This is a genomic window from Halobacteriovorax sp. GB3 (genome assembly GCF_028649655.1).
Taxonomy (GTDB): Bacteria; Bdellovibrionota; Bacteriovoracia; order Bacteriovoracales; family Bacteriovoracaceae; genus BSW11-IV.
Genome location: NZ_JAQSLN010000002.1, coordinates 1 through 18966, shown reverse-complemented (window position 1 = coordinate 18966; position 18966 = coordinate 1). Strand labels below are relative to the sequence as shown.

General features: G+C 36.0%; 19 protein-coding genes and 1 rRNA gene. 3 read left to right on the top strand and 17 right to left on the bottom strand.

Annotated elements, in window-relative coordinates; genetic code table 11:
* Positions 1-5: 5 nt before the first annotated feature.
* The 3 genes from HBN50_RS04830 to HBN50_RS04820 are packed head-to-tail and all read left to right on the top strand — an operon-like array spanning position 6 to position 2737.
* The gene (locus HBN50_RS04830) at positions 6-1013 is read left to right on the top strand and encodes a fumarylacetoacetate hydrolase family protein (protein WP_273868373.1); all 1008 of its coding nucleotides are present in this window, start codon (positions 6-8) and stop codon (positions 1011-1013) included.
* A complete protein-coding gene (locus tag HBN50_RS04825) occupies positions 1013-2101 on the top strand; it encodes a homogentisate 1,2-dioxygenase (protein ID WP_273868371.1) in 1089 nt (362 codons plus the stop codon). Before HBN50_RS04830 ends, HBN50_RS04825 begins: the two co-directional genes overlap by 1 nt.
* A gap of 9 nt (positions 2102-2110) precedes the next feature.
* The gene (locus HBN50_RS04820) at positions 2111-2737 is read left to right on the top strand and encodes a flavin reductase family protein (protein WP_273868370.1); all 627 of its coding nucleotides are present in this window, start codon (positions 2111-2113) and stop codon (positions 2735-2737) included.
* A gap of 1 nt (position 2738) precedes the next feature.
* On the opposite strand, the gene HBN50_RS04815 is transcribed toward HBN50_RS04820, so the two are convergent.
* From HBN50_RS04815 to rrf, 17 genes are all read right to left on the bottom strand, one after another.
* Positions 2739-3128 (bottom strand): response regulator, encoded by a 390-nt coding sequence (locus HBN50_RS04815; protein ID WP_273868368.1) that lies wholly within the window; start codon positions 3126-3128, stop codon positions 2739-2741.
* A 152-nt stretch (positions 3129-3280) separates the two neighbouring features.
* Positions 3281-4561, bottom strand: coding sequence for a trigger factor (gene tig / locus HBN50_RS04810; protein WP_273868367.1), 1281 nt, complete (start codon positions 4559-4561; stop codon positions 3281-3283).
* A gap of 92 nt (positions 4562-4653) precedes the next feature.
* On the bottom strand, positions 4654-6060 hold the full coding sequence (locus tag HBN50_RS04805) for a hypothetical protein (RefSeq protein WP_273868366.1): 1407 nt from the start codon (positions 6058-6060) through the stop codon (positions 4654-4656).
* Positions 6060-6833: a tRNA pseudouridine(38-40) synthase TruA gene (truA, locus tag HBN50_RS04800; protein WP_273868365.1), complete on the bottom strand. Its 774-nt coding sequence runs from the start codon at positions 6831-6833 to the stop codon at positions 6060-6062. The genes HBN50_RS04805 and truA overlap by 1 nt, the downstream gene beginning before the upstream one ends.
* The gene (locus HBN50_RS04795) at positions 6820-7773 is read right to left on the bottom strand and encodes a hypothetical protein (RefSeq protein WP_273868364.1); all 954 of its coding nucleotides are present in this window, start codon (positions 7771-7773) and stop codon (positions 6820-6822) included. Before HBN50_RS04795 ends, truA begins: the two co-directional genes overlap by 14 nt.
* Complete coding sequence (gene pssA, locus HBN50_RS04790; RefSeq protein WP_273868363.1) at positions 7751-8509, bottom strand: CDP-diacylglycerol--serine O-phosphatidyltransferase; 759 nt, start codon at positions 8507-8509, stop codon at positions 7751-7753. Before pssA ends, HBN50_RS04795 begins: the two co-directional genes overlap by 23 nt.
* A gap of 2 nt (positions 8510-8511) precedes the next feature.
* Complete coding sequence (locus tag HBN50_RS04785; protein WP_273868362.1) at positions 8512-9006, bottom strand: hypothetical protein; 495 nt, start codon at positions 9004-9006, stop codon at positions 8512-8514.
* A 152-nt stretch (positions 9007-9158) separates the two neighbouring features.
* Complete coding sequence (locus HBN50_RS04780) at positions 9159-9767, bottom strand: hypothetical protein (protein ID WP_273868361.1); 609 nt, start codon at positions 9765-9767, stop codon at positions 9159-9161.
* Complete coding sequence (gene rseP, locus HBN50_RS04775) at positions 9767-11341, bottom strand: RIP metalloprotease RseP (protein ID WP_273868360.1); 1575 nt, start codon at positions 11339-11341, stop codon at positions 9767-9769. Before rseP ends, HBN50_RS04780 begins: the two co-directional genes overlap by 1 nt.
* Before the next feature lie 11 nt (positions 11342-11352).
* A complete protein-coding gene (locus tag HBN50_RS04770; RefSeq protein ID WP_273868359.1) occupies positions 11353-12177 on the bottom strand; it encodes a phosphatidate cytidylyltransferase in 825 nt (274 codons plus the stop codon).
* Between the two features lie 10 nt (positions 12178-12187).
* Positions 12188-12955: a polyprenyl diphosphate synthase gene (gene uppS / locus HBN50_RS04765; RefSeq protein WP_273868358.1), complete on the bottom strand. Its 768-nt coding sequence runs from the start codon at positions 12953-12955 to the stop codon at positions 12188-12190.
* A 1-nt stretch (position 12956) separates the two neighbouring features.
* Complete coding sequence (gene frr / locus HBN50_RS04760) at positions 12957-13514, bottom strand: ribosome recycling factor (RefSeq protein ID WP_273868356.1); 558 nt, start codon at positions 13512-13514, stop codon at positions 12957-12959.
* A gap of 12 nt (positions 13515-13526) precedes the next feature.
* Positions 13527-14234 carry a UMP kinase gene (pyrH, locus tag HBN50_RS04755; protein WP_273868355.1) on the bottom strand — a complete coding sequence of 236 codons (708 nt, stop codon included), beginning with the start codon at positions 14232-14234 and terminating at the stop codon, positions 13527-13529.
* Positions 14235-14310: 76 nt separating this feature from the next.
* Positions 14311-15192, bottom strand: a complete 882-nt coding sequence (tsf, locus tag HBN50_RS04750) for a translation elongation factor Ts (protein ID WP_273868354.1) — start codon at positions 15190-15192, stop codon at positions 14311-14313.
* A gap of 36 nt (positions 15193-15228) precedes the next feature.
* Positions 15229-16023, bottom strand: coding sequence for a 30S ribosomal protein S2 (gene rpsB, locus HBN50_RS04745; RefSeq protein ID WP_273868353.1), 795 nt, complete (start codon positions 16021-16023; stop codon positions 15229-15231).
* Between the two features lie 188 nt (positions 16024-16211).
* The gene (locus HBN50_RS04740; RefSeq protein WP_273868352.1) at positions 16212-18644 is read right to left on the bottom strand and encodes a DNA translocase FtsK; all 2433 of its coding nucleotides are present in this window, start codon (positions 18642-18644) and stop codon (positions 16212-16214) included.
* Between the two features lie 115 nt (positions 18645-18759).
* Positions 18760-18876: ribosomal RNA gene (gene rrf, locus HBN50_RS04735) — 5S ribosomal RNA — on the bottom strand.
* Positions 18877-18966: the final 90 nt, after the last annotated feature.

Here is an 18966-nt window from a genome sequence, read left to right as displayed (position 1 = left end):
ATATCATGAAAATTTGTCAGGTTAAAATTAATACAAGTTACGGTACTCAAACAAGAATGGGTATTCTTATCAATGACAATCAAGTTATCGATGTGAACCATGTTTGGTCAATGTACTATGCAAAAGATAATCGCTACAACTCTCAAGAGAGAGCTGACTACATTTGTCCAAACTCTCTTCATACAATCCTAACTCTAAAAGATCAGCCTATTGAGTTTTTTCAAATGACTCAGACACTTTTTGAAACATATCAAAAAGATGGAGACCTTGATCTAAGTGGAAATGGAAAGTTACTCTACTCACTAGATGATGAAAGCATCGCTCTAACAAAGCCAATCGACAAGATAACAACTTATCGTGATTTTTATGCACATGAAAAACACGTTGCAAAAGGTTTTGAAAAGCGTAACGAGCCAATTCCTGAGGCATGGTATGAAATACCTGCTTACTACAAAGGTCCTTCCGCAGGTTTCATTGGACCTGAGGATGAAGTTCTGTGGCCACACTACTCTAATATTTTAGATTATGAATTAGAGCTTGGAGTTATTGTTGGTAAAGAAGGAAAGAATATTAAAGCAGAGAATGCTACTGATCATATTTTTGGTTTTTCTATTCTAAATGATATTTCTGCTCGAGATATTCAAAGAAAAGAAATGGCAATTCGATTGGGACCAGCAAAAGGTAAAGACTTCTGTTCTGTTATTGGTCCAGTCATCACGACAATTGATGAGTTCAATAATAAAGAACCAGACCTACTCATGACAGCAACGATAAATGGTCAAGAATGGTCACGTGGTCAATCTGGAGACTCTCATTTCAGCTTTAGTGAGATGATCGCTCATGTCTCAATGGATGAGTGGGTTCTTCCTGGAGACTTCATGGGATCGGGAACGGTTGGAACTGGTTGCGGACTAGAAATAGATAAATGGATTCAATCAGGAGATACAATAGAACTCTTTGTTGAAGGTATTGGAACTCTAAGAAATAAAATTGGTAACAAGAGGACAGTGTAATGGAAAGCTTTAAATCAAGTGGAATTTATACAAAACAAGCTCACGTAAAAATACCTGAAGGTCTTTATGAAGAAGAGCACGGAAGAAATGGTTTCTTTGGTCGTGTATCTCAGATCTACCACCAAAATCCTCCTGTAAATTGGACTAATATTGAAGGTGAACTTAAACCTCAACTTCAGCCTCCAATGTTTTCTTCTCAATTAAAAGAAAATTATTTTCAGCCAATTCTTTTTAACAATGATGTTCAGATTGCCATTGCCCATTTCACAAGAAGCTTCAATTGCTTTTTTAGAAATGCTGATTTTGATGAACTCTACTTTATTCATGATGGAGAAGGACGTTTCGAAAGTATTTATGGTCACCTCAATTATAAGAAAGGCGATTACATCACAATGCCAAGAGGAACAACTTATAAAATGTTTATCGACTCTCCTACAAAAATTTTCAAAGTAGACTCGAGATCTGAATTTGAACAACCTGATCGTGGAATGCTCGGACCAAATGCTCTCTATGATCAAACGGCCATTGAAACTCCAGAAGTTGCACTAGGTTCTGATCAAGATTTAGAAGAATATGTTCTCGAAATTCAAAGATTAGGAAAAATAACAAGAGTGACTTATCCATTTAATCCTCTTGATGCTAAAGGTTGGAAAGGTTCTGTTTATCCAAGTAAGCTTTCAATCTATGACTTATGTCCTATCATGAGTCATCGCTATCACATTCCTCCTTCAGGACATACGACATTTGTTTGTAGAAACTTTGTTGTATGCTCATTTGTTGAGAGACCACTTGAAGATAAGAAACACGGTGTATTAAAAGTTCCTTTCTATCATTCAAATATCGACTTTGATGAAGTTCTTTTCTATCACCAAGGTGATTTCTTCAGTAGAGATAATATAGATGCTGGAGCTTTAACATTCCACCCTCAAGGAATTCACCACGGCCCTCACCCAAAGGCCTTCAAAGCGGGTGATGACAAAGAATATACTGATGAATACGCTGTCATGGTCGATACGAGATTCCCACTTGAGCCTACAGAATGGTTTAAGAAGAATGAAGTAAAAGACTATTGGAAAAGCTGGATGTAAGGAGACATTATGCTTTCATTTAATACAAATGGACCTTTTCAGGACAACTATAAATTTCTAATTGGTTCAATCCTACCTAGACCAATTGCACTCGTTTCGACTCTTAATAGTGACGGAACAAATAACCTAGCACCCTTTTCGTTCTTTACGGCCGTAAGTGCTAGCCCAATGATTATTGCTTTTTCTCCTATGATTAGAAGCGCCACAGGAGAGATGAAAGACACTCCTAAGAACATTATTGAAAATGGTGAATTCGTTATCAACATTGTTAGTGAGCAAATTGCTGAGCAAGTTAATCTTGCTTCTACTGAACTTCCTTATGGTGAAGACGAGTTCAAAATAGCAGGTCTTACTCCAATTGATTCAGATATCATTGCACCAAAGAGAGTCAAAGAAAGTCTTATTCATTTTGAGTGTAAATTCAGAGATAGACTTAGCTATGGGGATGAACCAGGTTGTGGTCAAATCATCACAGGTGAAGTTGTAAAAGTTCATATTGATGAATCAGTTTACGAGAATGGTAGAATTATTACGCAAAAGCTTCAACCGGTAGGTCGTGGTGCTGGAAATGATTGGTTCCGTTGCACTGAAACTTTTGCGATGGAAAGACTAATGAAGGCCCAAATTCAAAAATAATTTAGGCCACTGAAGCTTGTTTCTTTTTTTCTAAAAGTATCTGGCCGAGTTTTTCTTTGAGGTTATTTACCTTAAAAGGCTTGGCCAGAAAATACTTGGTCGATTGCGTGGCCTCTTTAATATAATCCGGCGTAAAATTTCCTGAGATCATCAAAACAAATGCTGATGAATTAAGATCATCATCTCTAATAAACTTAAGAATCTCTAATCCACTTTTTCTCGGCATATCGATATCTAAGATAATGATATCAAACTTTTGATTACTAAGTTTTTGTAATGCTTGTGCGCCATCATAGGCCTTGATTACATTTCTTATGGCATCATAAGCAGACAGGGTATCTGCAATGGATTCGACCAGCATTTTTTCGTCATCGACGACAAGAATATTCATTCAAAGACTCCCTCAATAATGATTATAAAAAAGTATACTCTTATTATGACATTATCGGAATTTCGGGATGTTAAATGAAGAAAGCAGTCAAAAAAAAGCCCCGTCTAATTGACGGGGCCTTATTAAGATAATTTACTTATTTGATCTTTCAATTACTTAACAGTAACAACTTCAGCAATCTTGCTGAAAGTTTTTTCTTCTCTGATAGCGTACATAAGGTTTTGTTTTACGTTCGCTTCTGAATAATATTTCTTTACTTGTTCAACATCAAGACCAGACATTTTAGCATTTTCCTCAACCTTAGCATTGAAGTCTTCATCAGAAGCTTCAACTTTAAATTGGTTTGCAAGTGCATCTAGGATTAGCCCAGACTTAACTTGGAAAACAGCTTTTTCAGTCATATCTCCGGCCCATTTAGAGAAGTACTCTTCGGCCATATCATCGTTAAAACCTTGTTGCTTAAGAGTTCTCGTAAGATCTTGCTTAAGGTACTCTTCTTGTTGAGAAACAAGTGCTGAAGGAACTTCAAATGAGTTTTCAGAAATAAGTTTTTCAAGAATTTCTTGGTTAAGTTTTTCCTGAGCTTGTCTTTCTTTTTGAGAAACTAGATTTTCTTTTGTTTTAGTAGCAAAGTCTTCTACAGAGTCAAAACCAAATTCTTTAGCTAGTTCGTCAGTAAACTCTGGGTAGTTCTTAGCTTTAACTTCAAGAAGCTCAACATCAAATTTTACTTTAGCATCTTTTAGTTCATCTACGTGGTAATCAGCTGGGAAAGTAAGGTCGATAACTTTCTTATCACCTTTTTTCATACCAATCATTCCATCTTCGAAACCTGGAATAAATTGTCCAGAACCGATTTCTAGAAGGAATTCCTCACCCTTCATATTCTCTGGCTTAGAACCATCTTCTTTCTCACCTTGAAAATTGAAAACAGCAAAAAGACCTTTATCTAAAGTTGTAGACTCATCTTCAACTTCTTTCATCTCTGCTCTAGAGTTTAGATAGTTCTTCTTAACGTTCTCTACTTCTTCGTCAGTTACTTCAACTTTCTCTTTAGTGAAAGAAAGCTTAGACATATCTTTAACTTCTACTTGTGGAAACACTTCTACAAGAGCATCAAAGCTTACAGATTTTCCTGAGTCATAGTTTACGTTTTCAAAGTTAGGGTATCCAACAACTCTTAGTTTTTCTTCGTTAACTGCTTCGAAGAATTCTTTTTGTACAAATTGGTTAAGTGCATCTGACTCAATTTGTGGTCCATACATTTTCTCAACCATATCAAGAGGAGCTTTCCCCTTTCTGAAACCTTTGATGTTAACTTGCTTTTGCTTTGCTTTTACCGCAGACTTGATTTGCTCAGTAAGATCGAGTTTGTCGAAGTTAAATGCGATTTTTTTCGTGCATCCGTTAATGCTTTCAACAGAGTAAGCCATAATTATTCCTCTTTATATTCAACGCGTTAATATGATCGTTTATACAGTGCCAAAAACTATCGACAATACGCCAAAAAGTCAATGTTTAAGGACTACTTTACGCATCTACTTAGGGCCCAAATATTTGATCTTTTAAGCCAATTAAAATAATTGAAATCAAAAACCCATTCAGGATAAGTCGAATAAATTAATTCGCAATGACCAAGTTCAGCACCTTTTATAGACTGCAATTGATCATACTTAGTCGTAAAGATATATGAAACAGGGTCGATGTTTTCCCCTTTCTTATAGTTGATTATTTCTAAGTCTTTTCGAAGTAAGAGCCCTAATTCAAAATTAGCATGTCCTCCTGACGAAGAAGGATAAACATATAGTTTTGACACCTCTTTTTTATTCCAAAGGGCCTCATAAAATTTATAGGGAGTGTAAGCTGCTTTTAAATTAAAGGGAACAATAACTACTAAATTGGCCACGACTGCTAAATTTAGCCAGATCGTCTTTTTTAGTTTGGCCATCCATATTGAAAATGGAATAAGCGCCAAAGGGAGTGCACTATAGATAAATCGAAACTCTTTATGGCCAAGCGCGGAATGAAAAAGAACAAAGATAATAACAGACCAAGCAATTGCATCTGACTTATGTTCTCTTATCCTAGTGACTAGGCTAATTAAAATTGGAATACCAATAAAGGGAGAGAGGTTGAGAACAATCTTTTTAAAGTAATACCACCATGGAGAGACCCCAAAGTTACTCATTTTCCCAAGAAGGATATTCTGTTCAAAATAATTATATAAAGTAAAAGTCCAATCTCCGTAACCCCAATAATCAGAAAGGATACCAAGGCCAATACCAAGGAGTATCCCAAAAGAAAGTTTAATAAAATCTAAGATCTGAAATTTTTTGAAAGCAAGATAATTAACTCCCAAACAAAAGGCAATTAGCCCAATTTGAAATCTCAGGCTGTATGCAATACCAAAAAAGAGTCCTGCTAAAATGAGCTTCCACGTTTTCTTTGAAAAAAATAAACACATTCCAAACAAGAGAAAGCTAGTAGACCAGTTTTCTGAGGATGTTCTCGCATTCATATAGAGAATCGGCCACATTAAGAAATTGAAAAAGCAAAACACTTTCAGAGCATTCTCACTCAGATTAAACTTCTTTTGTACTGTTTGATAGAAAAAGAAATGCGCTAGAAAACCAAAAAGAGATGAAGTTACTCGCAATAAAGTAATCAAAGTAAAAGTATCCAACGTGAATACTTTAAAAAAACTTATCAATCCTGAAAACAAAGTTGGCAGTAACCATGGGCGTATTTTATAGACATACTCCCAAGATGGTTCGTAAGCATCAAATAGACCAAGTTTTAAAAAACTATAATTGATCCCATAATAAAATTCATCAGGATGATGAAAGCCTTTTGAAAAGAAAGGTATCAAAATATGAAAAAATAATGATAAGAGAATTATCTTTTTATATGAAAGGTAATTTAAAATTTTCATTAATAATCTACTTTTATAAGATAAAGACCTTCAGCAGGAGCTACCACTCCCAATTTATTTCCAGTAGGATTTTTTAAAGCTTTCGAGATCTGCTCTACTTGAGTTCGACCTTTCCCAACGCTCCAAATTGTCCCCATAATTAAACGTACCATTTGTTTGAGAAAGCCACTCCCTCTCACAATCAATACATAATATTCATCGTTAAATCTCGATTGCCAGGAAGACTCGATGATCTTCTCAATTCGACAGTCAAAAATCTCACGCACAGTATTATCAATATCTGTTCCAACACATCTAAAATCTGCAAAGTCATGTTTTCCAACAAATGCCTTACAGGCCTTGTTCATTTCATCAAAATCTAATTCATATGGATATGTCGTCATTAGATCTTTAGTGAATGGAGAATGAATCTCTTTGCAAGTAAAACGATAATGATATTCTTTTTCTTTAGCATGAAAAACAGGATGAAAATCTTCTGATGACTTTTCGAGACTTAAAACTCTGATGTCATCAGACAAATTGGAGTTTAATCCCTTTAGCAATCCCATTTCATTTATATCTAATGGAATTTCAATTCGAACAACTTGCCCAAATGCATGAACACCAGAGTCTGTACGACCAGAGCCAATTGTACGAACATTAGAAGATTTAGATATTTTTGATAAGGCCTTATTTAAAGAACCCTGAACAGTTTTCAGTTCATCTCCTGGTTGAATTTGCCAACCTTGATACCGTGTTCCCTTATAAGAAATAACCGCTTTATAGAAATTCAAATGTAAAACCTAAACCAAAAGATGTCCCAGAGATGCTGAAATCATCCTGAAACTTATTATAACTATGGTGACGGGCTTCAATATTCATAGAAAGATTCGAAATATTACTCAACTGATAAAGTCTAAAAGCATAGTTATCAGACATTCTCGAAAAATTAATAGAAAGCTTAGCTGTTCCCATATAACCAGGACTTATTTGGCGCTTATTCTTTTTCGGATCTCCATCTTCTTTATCATCTCTATTTTGCCAAATCCCCATAACAGAAGGACCGCCAAAAACAGTAAGCTTCATATATTTACCGAGAGAAAGATCCGTACCTACGTATAAATCAACAGGAACTGTCCATAGCTTAAATGCCGCCCTACTTTTAGAGCCATTTGCAAAACGGCCATGACCCGTATTGTAACTAAGACCAGCACCCGCACCCCAAAAAGGACTTAGGAAACGTTTCGTATAATAATTTTGCCAGTTAAACATAAGCAATCCACCTTTTATAGAATCGGCAGAATCAGCTTCGTAGGTATTAGAAAAAACTCCCGTATCATCTTGATAATCAAATGAGTCAGAGAAATATGAAATAGAAAAAGCTCTGTCACCCTTATCATAGAGAGCTTTCATAATTTCTTCGTTACTAAAGTCTTTATAAACTTCAGGAGCTGCAATCGTTCCTAAAACATAATGTGCTTTTCCATTAAGCTTTGGATTAGCTTCTTTTTGTTTCGTTCCAAACAAGAAAGGTGAATTCTTTTTATACTTAGAATATGAACTGCCTTTCTTCTCTTTATTGTAAAGATGAGATTCTCCTTCAACATCTTGAAGAGATTTTTCAAACTCAGAATAATCTTTCTGTCCTTCGAGAGATTGTCCCATGTCAGCGTAGGCACTACAGGCAAGCACTAACAAGAGAGAACTTAATTTAAGAATCTTCTTCGTCTTCATTATCGTTACTCCATTCAAAGATGTGCTCGAACTTACCTTTATTTTTAAAGAAATAGATTAAGCTAAATGCAACATAAGTCGTAATAAGCGTAACGACCATATACTTAGTATAAGAAATCACAAGACCAATAATAAGAAGAATAATAAAGAATACCGCCTTCTTATATTTTTTAACCCAGTTTGAGTTTTTAAATGAATTAAATGGAATATTTGAAATCATTAAGAAAGAATAAAAGAGTACGTAAGCAATCGAGATGACCTTCACAGTTCTCAAACTTTCAATTTCTAAATGAATCAGAACATAACCGATTAAACCTAACGCAGCTCCAGGAATAGGTAAGCCTTGGAAATAATCAGAAGACACTTTCGTGATATTAGCATTGAATCGCGCTAATCTTAAAGCTCCACATAACAAATAAATAAAGGCAACAACGATCCCAAGCCTTCCATAGTCAGCTAAAAAATAATTATAGGCCATAAATGAAGGAGCCGCACCAAATGAAATCAAATCACTTAGAGAATCAAATTGTTCTCCAAATTGAGATTGAGTTCCTGTCATTCTAGCAACTCTCCCATCAACAGAGTCAAAGATTGCTCCAAGTAATAAAATAGTACAAGCACTTAGAAAATCACCTTTCCAAGAAAAGATGATTGAAGCAAAACCACATCCCATATTGAGAGCAGTAAATGTATTTGGTAAAAAGAAGGCTACCTTCTTTGGTGTATCTAAAATCATTTTTATTTCCTCTTTAATCCAACAACAACAGACTCCGCCGCCTTTAACTCATCACCAACTTTAACCATTAAGTCGCAATTTTTCGGCAGGCGAAGTTCAACAGTTCCACCTAATGGCATAAAACCAATATTAACTTGTCGACGTCCCCTATCTCCTGGTGCAACCATTAATTGTGGGCGACCGCCAAATATAGATTTTCCAAAAGAAAGCTCTATGAGATCTTTCTCTTTTCCTTCTAACGATACTTTTGCAACTCTCCCAGGGAAATTAGAAGCGAGATCGACAACGCCTTTTTCACGAGAAACATCTTTGACTTCCCCAGTAAGAGGCATGTGTATTCCCATCTCATTCCATGGAAAACTTTTAAGCTTAATATTTAACGTCTCTTCATTCTCATCAATATCAACAATCTTTCCCGTCACTGGTGAAAACACCAAACCAGACGTCGTAATTTGATCATCTTTGTAATAAATTTTTCTCTTTCTAAAAAGAAACACTACCAATGTATAAAGAAGAAAAATGAGAAATGCTGCCTTAAATGAAAAGAACAGAATAAAAAGAGTAAATAATAAAAAAACCCAATGTACTACTTTGGGTAAGTATGAAAATGTCATGCGTTAAATTTATCAATTCACGCGGTAATTGTCATTCATTTGGATGGACTAAATTCTTCTTCTATTGAACGATAATAGTATGGCCCTCTTCTTAATGATTTCCCTACGACGTGCGTTAATAATAAATCGGGGTTATTCTTTACCAAATCGCTCGTAAACTTAAGATCATAGTCTGTTAAATCATCAGAAAAGTGTGTGTAACATGGCAGAGCTTGTCCTAACTTCTCAGAGAGCTGATCCCCTAGAATCAAAGATTTTTCAACATGATTTTCTTTCCAAGAATAAATAAAGTATTCACCCTTAAATGCTCTTGCTACCCACAGTCCTTCTTTTTCCCCAAAGATCTGGGGCAATTCGAAGTGGTAAAAGCCAAAAACAGGTATACCTTGCCATGAAAGAACTTGCGCTAAACCCTCAGAGACTCTCATACCCGTATAAGATCCTGGACCAGCAGCGGAGATAATTCCATCTATCTTAGATATATCTAAATCGGCAGCTAAAAGGATCTCATCAATCTCAGCATGGATGATTTGCGAACTTTTAACACCACTATACGTTTTAAACTCCAACCAACTTCCCTTCGAGCAGAGAAGTCCAATTGTTAAGTCTTTAGATGTATCTAGAAATAAATATTTTTCACTCATTAAAAGAATCTCGAGAAATCATTAAAAATCGCCCCAATCATAAGCATAAGAAGAACTGAAAGCCCCATCTGCTGAGCAATTTCCATTTTCCTACGAGAAAGAGGTCCTCTATTAACGATTTCTAGAAAAATAAACATAATGTGTCCACCATCTAAAACAGGTATTGGAAAAAGGTTAATAATTCCTAAGTGAACACTAAATAAGGCCATTAACTGAAAGAAGTAAGTTAAACTCGTATTAAATGAATCCGATGCAACTTTACCAATAGCAATTGGACCACCAATATTTTTAACAGAAACTTCTCCAGAGATAAGCTTCCCAAAACCCTCTAGCGTTTTGCCCATAGTCTCCCATGTTTTAGGAAACGACATCATAAATGAATTAACGAATCCTTTTGATGGAGTATCAATGAATCTCACACCATTAAAGGCACCATTACTATAAACACCAATAAGTTTCACTTCTTGATCTTCAATCATCTTCTTATCTGGTATTAACTCATATTCTCTTCTGTCTCCATTGGATTTCAATGTTTGAACTTTGACTGAATTAGAGTCTATTTTTTGAAGCGTCGTTCTCAATGTTTCAAAGCTATAAATTTTCTGACCATTAAGCGCCAAGATAATATCATTGGCCGAGATCCCTGCTCTATCTGCAGGTGACTTCATTGATACGGACTTAACAATCATATCGATTGTATAGAGTCCCTTTTGTTGAAGGGCAGAATAGAATTCTTCATTATTTGTGTACTCGATATTAAGTGGAGACGATTCAAACTTCGCTGGTCCTAAATCCTTTTGAGAAAGGTCTACCTCCTTTGGAAGTTTAACCATATAAAGGCTCTTAATTTGGGCCAAAGCTATTTCTTCAAGCGAGAAATTCCAATCGACTTTCTGATCACTTGTAGAAAGGTAGTACATCTGTCCATCGGTATCAGAAACGATTGGTCTTCTTAAAGTAAACGGAGGAAATTTCATAAAAGCTTTTAGAAAATCTTCGCCTTTCATATTTATCTTTAGTTCAATTCTTTTACTAAGTCTTTGAACAGCAATCGTATCAATATCACTTGTTGCAACCAAAGCAACATCACTTGGCCCCGTAACAACTTTGTCATTGATTTGAGCTAAAACATCACCGGAGCGAACACCTAAACTATATACTACTGAAGTATTTGGAACTGCTCCGATTTTAACTTCTGGAACTCTTTCTCCACTGAGAAAAAGTGAGAAAAATAAAAAGTAAGCAAGGATAAAGTTAGCGAGAGGACCACCAAATACAATCCAAAATCTCGCCCACTTACTCTTATGGTTAAAGCTGTATTTTCTTTCTTCTTCAGGTACAGCGTCTTTGTTAAATGGATCATCTCCATACATTTTAACGTATCCACCAAGTGGAATTAATGAAACTGCGTATTGAGTATCACCTTTTTTGAAAGAAAAAAGCTTCGGCCCAAAACCAATAGAGAAAACCTCTACTCTAACTCCAAAGAGTCTTGCAAAAAAGAAGTGTCCAAGCTCGTGAAAAAATACAAGTGGACCTAAAAATAAAACAAAAATTCCAATTTTTTCTATCATAAAAATCTATCCTAAATTCTTCCTGCGGCCTTCAAGGCCCAAACAAAAAATGGTGACAGAAAAAGCAAGCTATCAATTCTGTCGTAAACTCCACCATGACCTGGAATTAGAGAAGAACTATCTTTAATTCCAAATTGCCTTTTCAGCTTAGATTGTACCAAATCTCCGAGCTGAGATACACCACCAAGCATAAAGAACAATGGCCAAACAAAAAAAGCTGATCTTTCAAAAAGAAAGTAAAAGGCTAAACCACCGAGAACTGAAGAAGTAAGCATACCTCCAAGCAGCCCTTCGACCGTTTTCTTTGGACTTACACTCGGCCATAATTTTCTCTTACCGAAGTTTTTTCCAAAAAACCAAGCCCCAGTGTCCATTCCAAAATTCACAAGTAAAATTACAGCAATCCAAGAAAGCCACTTTTCAGAACTAAACAAAGCTGTAAGCGACATAAATGGTAGCAAGAGAACTATACCTGCTAAGAATGGAGCCTTCGTCATTACTTTTATGACATTTCTCGAGCTCATTTTCATAAAGAAGAGATAATAAATAAGAAAAAAGTTTAATACGAGAGAAGACAAAATAAAGTGATCGAATGCTTCTCCATTATCTGAGATAAAATTAAAATAAATGAAAGGTGCAGCAAAGAGTGCTTGTGAAACAAAGTACAGTCCACCAAATCTCTTTTTCTTTAAAAAGTTACAGTAAATTTCATCCGTTGATAAAACTCCGGCAACCATTATAAATAATAATGTCGTTTTCTCACCAAGAAACAAACAAATAGACACAATTAGTGCCATTACAGCTGCAGATATAATTCTCAGTTGCGTATTACTCATAGGGAATTTCCTAGTTTTTGCGAATAATTTTTAAATTCTCATCCGCTTGCTTGCGAGAGTTTTCAAGACAATCAGTTGTTGAAACCATTCCAAATCGTCTTTCTCTCTTTGATACTTCTAAAAGTATATTCTTGAATTCTTCTCTCGTAAAATCGGGCCATTTCGTTTTCGTAAACCAAAGCTCCGCATAGGCAATCTGCCAAAGAAGATAATTTGAAATTCTTTTATCGCCACCAGTTCTAATCAATAGATCAACATCACCAATTTCAGGACGATAAAGAAGTGAATTAAGCTTAGATTCCTCTAGCTCTTTACCTGGATTTTCTTTTATAAACTTATTAATTGAATCGATGATTTCTTTACGTCCACCGTAACCAAAAGCAAAAGTTAATTTTAAACCTTCGAAGTCTTTTGTTTCTTCTTCAAGATCTAGAATCAATTTTTGAGTGGCCGCTGGCAAATCAGAAATATCACCAATAACCTTGAAACTAATATTGTTAGCAAGGATTCTCTTTCTTTCTTTTTTTAGAAATTTTCTTAATAGCGTGAAAAGAACTTTCACTTCAGTAACTGGACGACTCCAGTTTTCAGTAGAAAATGCGTAGAGAGTTAAAGCTTTTACACCGCAATCATCTGCCTGCTCAACTATTTGTGAGACAATTTGTGAACCACGTATGTGACCCCAAACTCTAGGATGTTTTCTCTCTTGTGCCCATCGTCCGTTGCCATCCATAATGATGGCAACATGACGAGGTCCACATATTTCATTTTGAGTCATATTATACTGTGAGAACTTCTTTTTCTTTAGCTTCTACAACAACATCAACGTCAGCAACAAACTTATCAGTTATTTTTTGAACTTCAGCTTGAAACTTCTTAGAATCATCTTCTGAAATTTCCTTATTCTTCTCAGCTTTTTTGATCACTTCGTTTTGGTCTCTACGAGCATTACGAATTGAAATTTTAGCGTCTTCACCAAGCTTCTTAATGTCTTTAACTTGTTCCTTTCTTCTCTCTTCAGTTAATGCCGGAAAAGAAATACGGATTAAGTTTCCATCATTTGTTGGGGTTAGTCCTAAGTTTGCATTGATAATTGCTTTTTCAATTTCAGGAATCAATGTTTTATCAAATGGTTGAATTTGAAGAAGTCTAGCTTCTGGAGTTGAAACTTGTCCAACTTGATTAACTGGAGTTGGTGCTCCATAGTAATCAACGTTAACACCATCAAGTACAGATGCCGAAGCTCTTCCTGTTCTTACTTTTGTCATTTGATACTTTAAAGAATCAATTGCTTTATTCATTGATGTTTCTAATTCAGCTTTAATTTCATTCAACATAAATCACCTCAATTATTTAACGACTTTAGTTCCTATATCTTCTCCCATAACAACTCTCTTAATATTTCCTTTTTCGAAAGTGTTAAAGACTCTAATTTCAATATTATTGTCCATACACAGAGAGATTGCCGCAGAGTCCATGACTTTAATACCACGGTTTAGTACATCAATATACTTCAACTCATCGAACTTGACAGCATCTTTATGAACAACAGGGTCTTTATCATAAATACCGTCAACCTTAGTCGCTTTCATAATAATATCTGCGTCAATTTCATTTGCTCTTAGAGCAGCTGTCGTATCTGTCGTGAAATAAGGGTTACCTGTTCCAGCAGCAAAGATAACAACTCGTCCCTTCTCTAGGTGACGCATTGCTCTTCGTCTAATATAAGACTCACAAATTTCCTGCATTTTAATTGCCGAGAGAACTCTCGTGTAGACACCTTTTCTTTCTAACGAGTCTTGCAGGGCTAGCGCATTAATCACAGTCGCAAGCATACCCATATGATCAGAAGTTGTTCTATCCATTCCCTTAGTGGAACCGGCAACACCTCTATGGATATTCCCTCCACCAATAACAACAGCAACTTCAATTCCAAGCTCATTAAGCTCTTTAACTTCATCTGCAAATTGACCTAGAACCTCAGGTGTAATCCCATAACCTTGATCTCCAGCTAAGGCCTCTCCTGATAATTTCAATAGAATTCTTTTGTATTTCACGCGCTCTCTCTTTTGATGAAATTTTACGAAAAAAAAGGGGCTTTAAAAGCCCCTCTATATTATTTTGAAATAATTCTTACTGTTTAGTCATTTTTGCAACTTCATCAGCAAGGTTATCTTCTTTTTTCTCGATACCTTCACCAAGTGCAAATTTTGTAAATCCTGTAACAGTAATTTCAGAACCAACTTTTCCAGCTACGTCAGCAACAAGCTTCTTAACTGTAAAGTCTGGGTTCTTAATGAAAACTTGCTCAAGAAGACAAACTTCTTTAGCTAGCTTTCCAAGTTTACCTTGAACGATCTTATCGATCATATTCTCTGGCTTACCTTCTTCTTTTAGTTGAGCAGTGTAAATTTCTGCTTCTCTATTTTTGAAGCTTTCGTCAATTTCATCACCAGAAAGAAACTTTGGATCAGCAGCAGCAACGTGCATAGCTAGATCTTTAGCAAGTTCTTCTACTTCAGCGCCAGTAGCAGTAGTCTCTAGGTTAACTAGAACACCAATTCTTCCACCGTGATTGTAGTTTCCAAGAACACCTTTAGATTCAACAACAGAGAATCTTCTTAGATCGATCTTCTCACCACACTTTAGTGTAAGTTCAGTTGCAGATGCATTCTTAGCTTCTTGAAGAGCTTCGATATTAGCTGGTTTTTCAGCAAGTACATATTCAGCAACACTTTTTGCAAAGTTTTGGAAGTCATCACCTTTAGAAACAAAGTCTGTTTCACAGTTAACTTCAACAACTACACCAAGGTTCCCCTCAGATAGTGTAACAACAGCACCTTCAGCAGCAACACGTGATTGCTTCTTTTGAGCCGCTGCAAGTCCTTTCTTTCTTAGAAAGTCGATAGCTGCTTCAAGGTCTCCACCAGTTTCAGTTAGGGCTTTTTTACAGTCCATCATCCCTGCACCAGTTTTTTCTCTTAGGTCTTTAACATCTTTAGCTGTAATGGCCATTTGTTACCTCTTAAAAATTATAGATTAAAAAAATAATTATTCGTCTTCACCGATTAGGTCGATGTCTTTTTCATACTTAGAAAGAATTTCATCTTCTAGAGCTTTATCTCTAACGTTATCTTTCTTAGCTTTAGAACCTTTCTTAGCTGTACCAGAACCTTCAGATACTGCACTTGCAAAGTAGTCAGCAAAAAGAGTAACAGACTTAATAGCGTCATCGTTACCTGGAACAACATAAGAAACACCATCTGGGTTACAGTTAGTATCTGTAATAGCTACAACTGGAATACCTAGTGTATTCGCTTCTTGAATAGCAATTCTTTCATTGTTTGGATCAACGATGAAAAGAGCACCTGGAAGCTTTCTCATATCCTTGATACCACCAAGGTTTTTCTCAAGCTTAACAACGTCTTTGTTGATTTTTGATCTTTCTTTTTTAGTAAGAAGTTCGAAATCACCAGTTTCTTTCATTTTTTCAACTTTTCTAAGTTTATCAACTGAAAGTGTGATTGTTTTGTAGTTAGTAAGCATTCCACCTAGCCATCTAGAAGTTACGTGGTAAGCACCACAAGACTCAGCGGCCATTTTTACAGTTTCAGATGCTTGTCTTTTTGTTCCAACGAAAAGAACTGGCTTTCCTTCAGCAGCTGTCTTCTTAAGGAAGTCATATGCTTTTTTGGCCATTGGGATTGTTTTTGCAAGATCAACGATATAGATACCGTTTCTCTCACCGTAAACATACTTTTTCATTTTTGGGTTCCACTTCTGAGTCTGGTGACCGAAGTGTGCACCTGCTTCTAGTAACTCTTTCAACTTAAGTTCGTTAGACATAACATGCTCCTAAAGGTTAGTCTGATCACCTCAACTATTGAATTGCCAATAGACCTTCACGTAAGGTGATTGTTATTTCGCAATATTGCGATAGTAATTTTTGAGTAATTAACATACACGAAAAAGTGTAGCAAGTGGAGTATAAAAAAAGGTTCCAGTTAAAAAAACCGGCTTTTCAGCCGGTCATATTATTCAGCAGTCATTTCACCGCTTATCAATACCTTACGTGGCTTGGAGCCTTGAGCTGGCCCAACAACACCTTTTGACTCCATCTCCTCAACAAGGTTAGCGGCTCGGTTATATCCAATTCGAAGTCGCCTCTGCAGCATTGATGCACTTGCTGAGCGTTGCTCCATAACGATTCCGACCGCTTCTTTATAAAGACTATCTGTTGATTTATCGTCCGTTACTCCACTAATATGTGAGCCGAACGTATATTCATCCATTTCAACTTCTCCACCATTCTCGAGAAACTCCATAGCATTTTGATTAAATTCTTGCGGCATATCTGAGAGCTTTGCAGTCAGCGCTTCAATCTCCTCCTCATCGACATATGATGAGTGAACACGGGTTGTCTCGATTCCTTGTTTGTAAAGCATATCCCCTTTACCAAGAAGTTTTTCTGCTCCCATTTTATCGAGAATCGTTCTCGAGTCCGTTGGAGAAGTCACTCTAAAAGAAACCCTTGTAGGAAAGTTTGACTTAATTACACCTGTAATAACATCTACAGAAGGTCTTTGAGTCGCTAAAACAAGGTGGATTCCAGCAGCTCTAGCTTTGGCAGCGAGTCTAGCAATATTGTTTTCAATTTCTTTTCCAGCCTTAGTAAGAATAAGGTCAGCAAACTCATCCACAATAACAACTAAATAAGGTAGCTCATATTCCTCAGCGCCTGAGTCTTCGTAATGCTGATGTATCCCTGCTAGCATATCTGGAGTAGCTTTTTTCAATTTCTCATTAAAGCCACTAATATTACGAACACCAAACTCTTTAAGGATTGAATATCTTCTCTCCATCTCCTGAACGGCCCATAGTAACGAAATAGAAGCTGTCTTTGCATCTGTTACAACTGGCATAATTAAATGCGGTAGGTTCTGGTAAAGGGCTAATTCGAGCTGCTTAGGGTCAATTAGGATTAACTGCATTTGTTTTGGAGATTTTTTAACTAATAAAGATACTAGTAAAGCGTTGATAAAAACAGACTTACCAGCACCTGTAGCTCCAGCAACTAGCATGTGAGGCATTGATGCAAGATCAACAACAAAAGATTCACCAAAGGCATCTTTTCCCATCGCAACAGGTAATTGTTTTGTAGAAGTTTGAAAATCTCGTGTATTTAAAACTTCATCTAAATAAATAATCTCACGCGGATTTCTTGGAACTTCAATACCGATAGTAGTTCTTCCTTTCATAGGATAGACAATTCTTATCGGTGCTCCATATAGTGCAAGAGAAAGATCTTCAGTTGCACCCGTAACCTTTGAAACTTTCACACCAGTTCCAAGCTCGAGTTCAAAAGTATCTACAACAGGACCTTTTAAAACATTGATAATTTTCCCATCAATTTTAAACTCACCAAGCTTATCTTCAATAAGCTCAATAATTTCTTCAAAGTACTTATCGTCGGGGTGCTGAACACGGTTTTCTTCTTTTTTGCTAGATAGATCACTAACAAGTGAATAATACTGAGTATCTTCTTTTCCATCACGTGTACTTTTTAGTACCCTTGGTTGCTTCATTAAATGATCAGTGGCCGCAGCTTCACCAACACTACTAGCTTGAGCAACTTCTCTAGTTACTAAAACTTGATCATCAAGCTGTTTTTCCTGAAAATCTTTTTTCAAAAACTCTTCATTCTTCTCAGGTTTGGCGAAAGGATTTCCTATTTTAGTTAACAAAGGAACTTCTCTAGAATCAATTTCTTCTTGAGTCTCTTGTTCGTTTACAGACTTAGACTCAGAACGCTTTTGTACAAAAGAAGGCAATGACTTAGGCTTATCTTCTTCATCGCCTTTGAGCATTGAAGGTACTTTCATTTTAATATTTTCAATCAATGAAGGCTTATCGTTTGTTAAGGCTTTAACATCTTTTCTGTTATCAATATTAGACTTAAGCTGGTGAACAAGTCGTGGAAAATTAGCTATAGAGTCAAGAGTCTTCAAAACAAAATCTTTAAAAGAATCACGGAAACTACCTGCTAAAAATGAAATTATTGAGATCATCCCTAAAACAGCAATCATAATATCAGAAAAAGCAAAATTCAGAACATACCTTAAGCCTTGGCCTAAGAACGAAGGTACAAAGATATATGTGAAAAACATTACTGTTAGTGACAATGTAACGATATTTAGTAAATCTAGTGCCGATTCACGTTTAGAATAGAGAAATGAATAAAAAGCTCCAAAGCCTACAAATGAAACAAGTAACCACGGACCAGAATAATATCCAATCATTGTTACAATACTAGAAACAAAGTAGGTAAAGAAATTAATTGAAGTATTTTCCGAAGAAATCGAAAAATAATTATCCGGCAATAAATCTGAATAGCAGAATGCAAGAAATGCCAAGGCCGTAAAAATAAAAAGCGAAACTAGTTGTATTTTAAGGATTTTAGATATCATACAACTATTTTAATCCTTAAGATTTAAAAAGCAATCTTAAGTACTCTTTATTAATAGGAAAGTTGAAAAAAAGGCAAAAAAAAAGGAAGCAATAAAGCTTCCTTTTTTAATATGATGGGTGCATCGTCCTATCCTAACACCAAGTCCCCCTGGCACTACTTTCGGCGCTGACAAGCTTAACTGCTGAGTTCGGGATGGGATCAGGTGTTTCCTCGTCGCTATCGACACACCCAAATTTGAATTTAAATTTGGGTAACCGGTTTATATACTTAGCAAAAGTTCCGGTCAAGTACTTTTGCTCCTTTAACACTGACAAAACAGA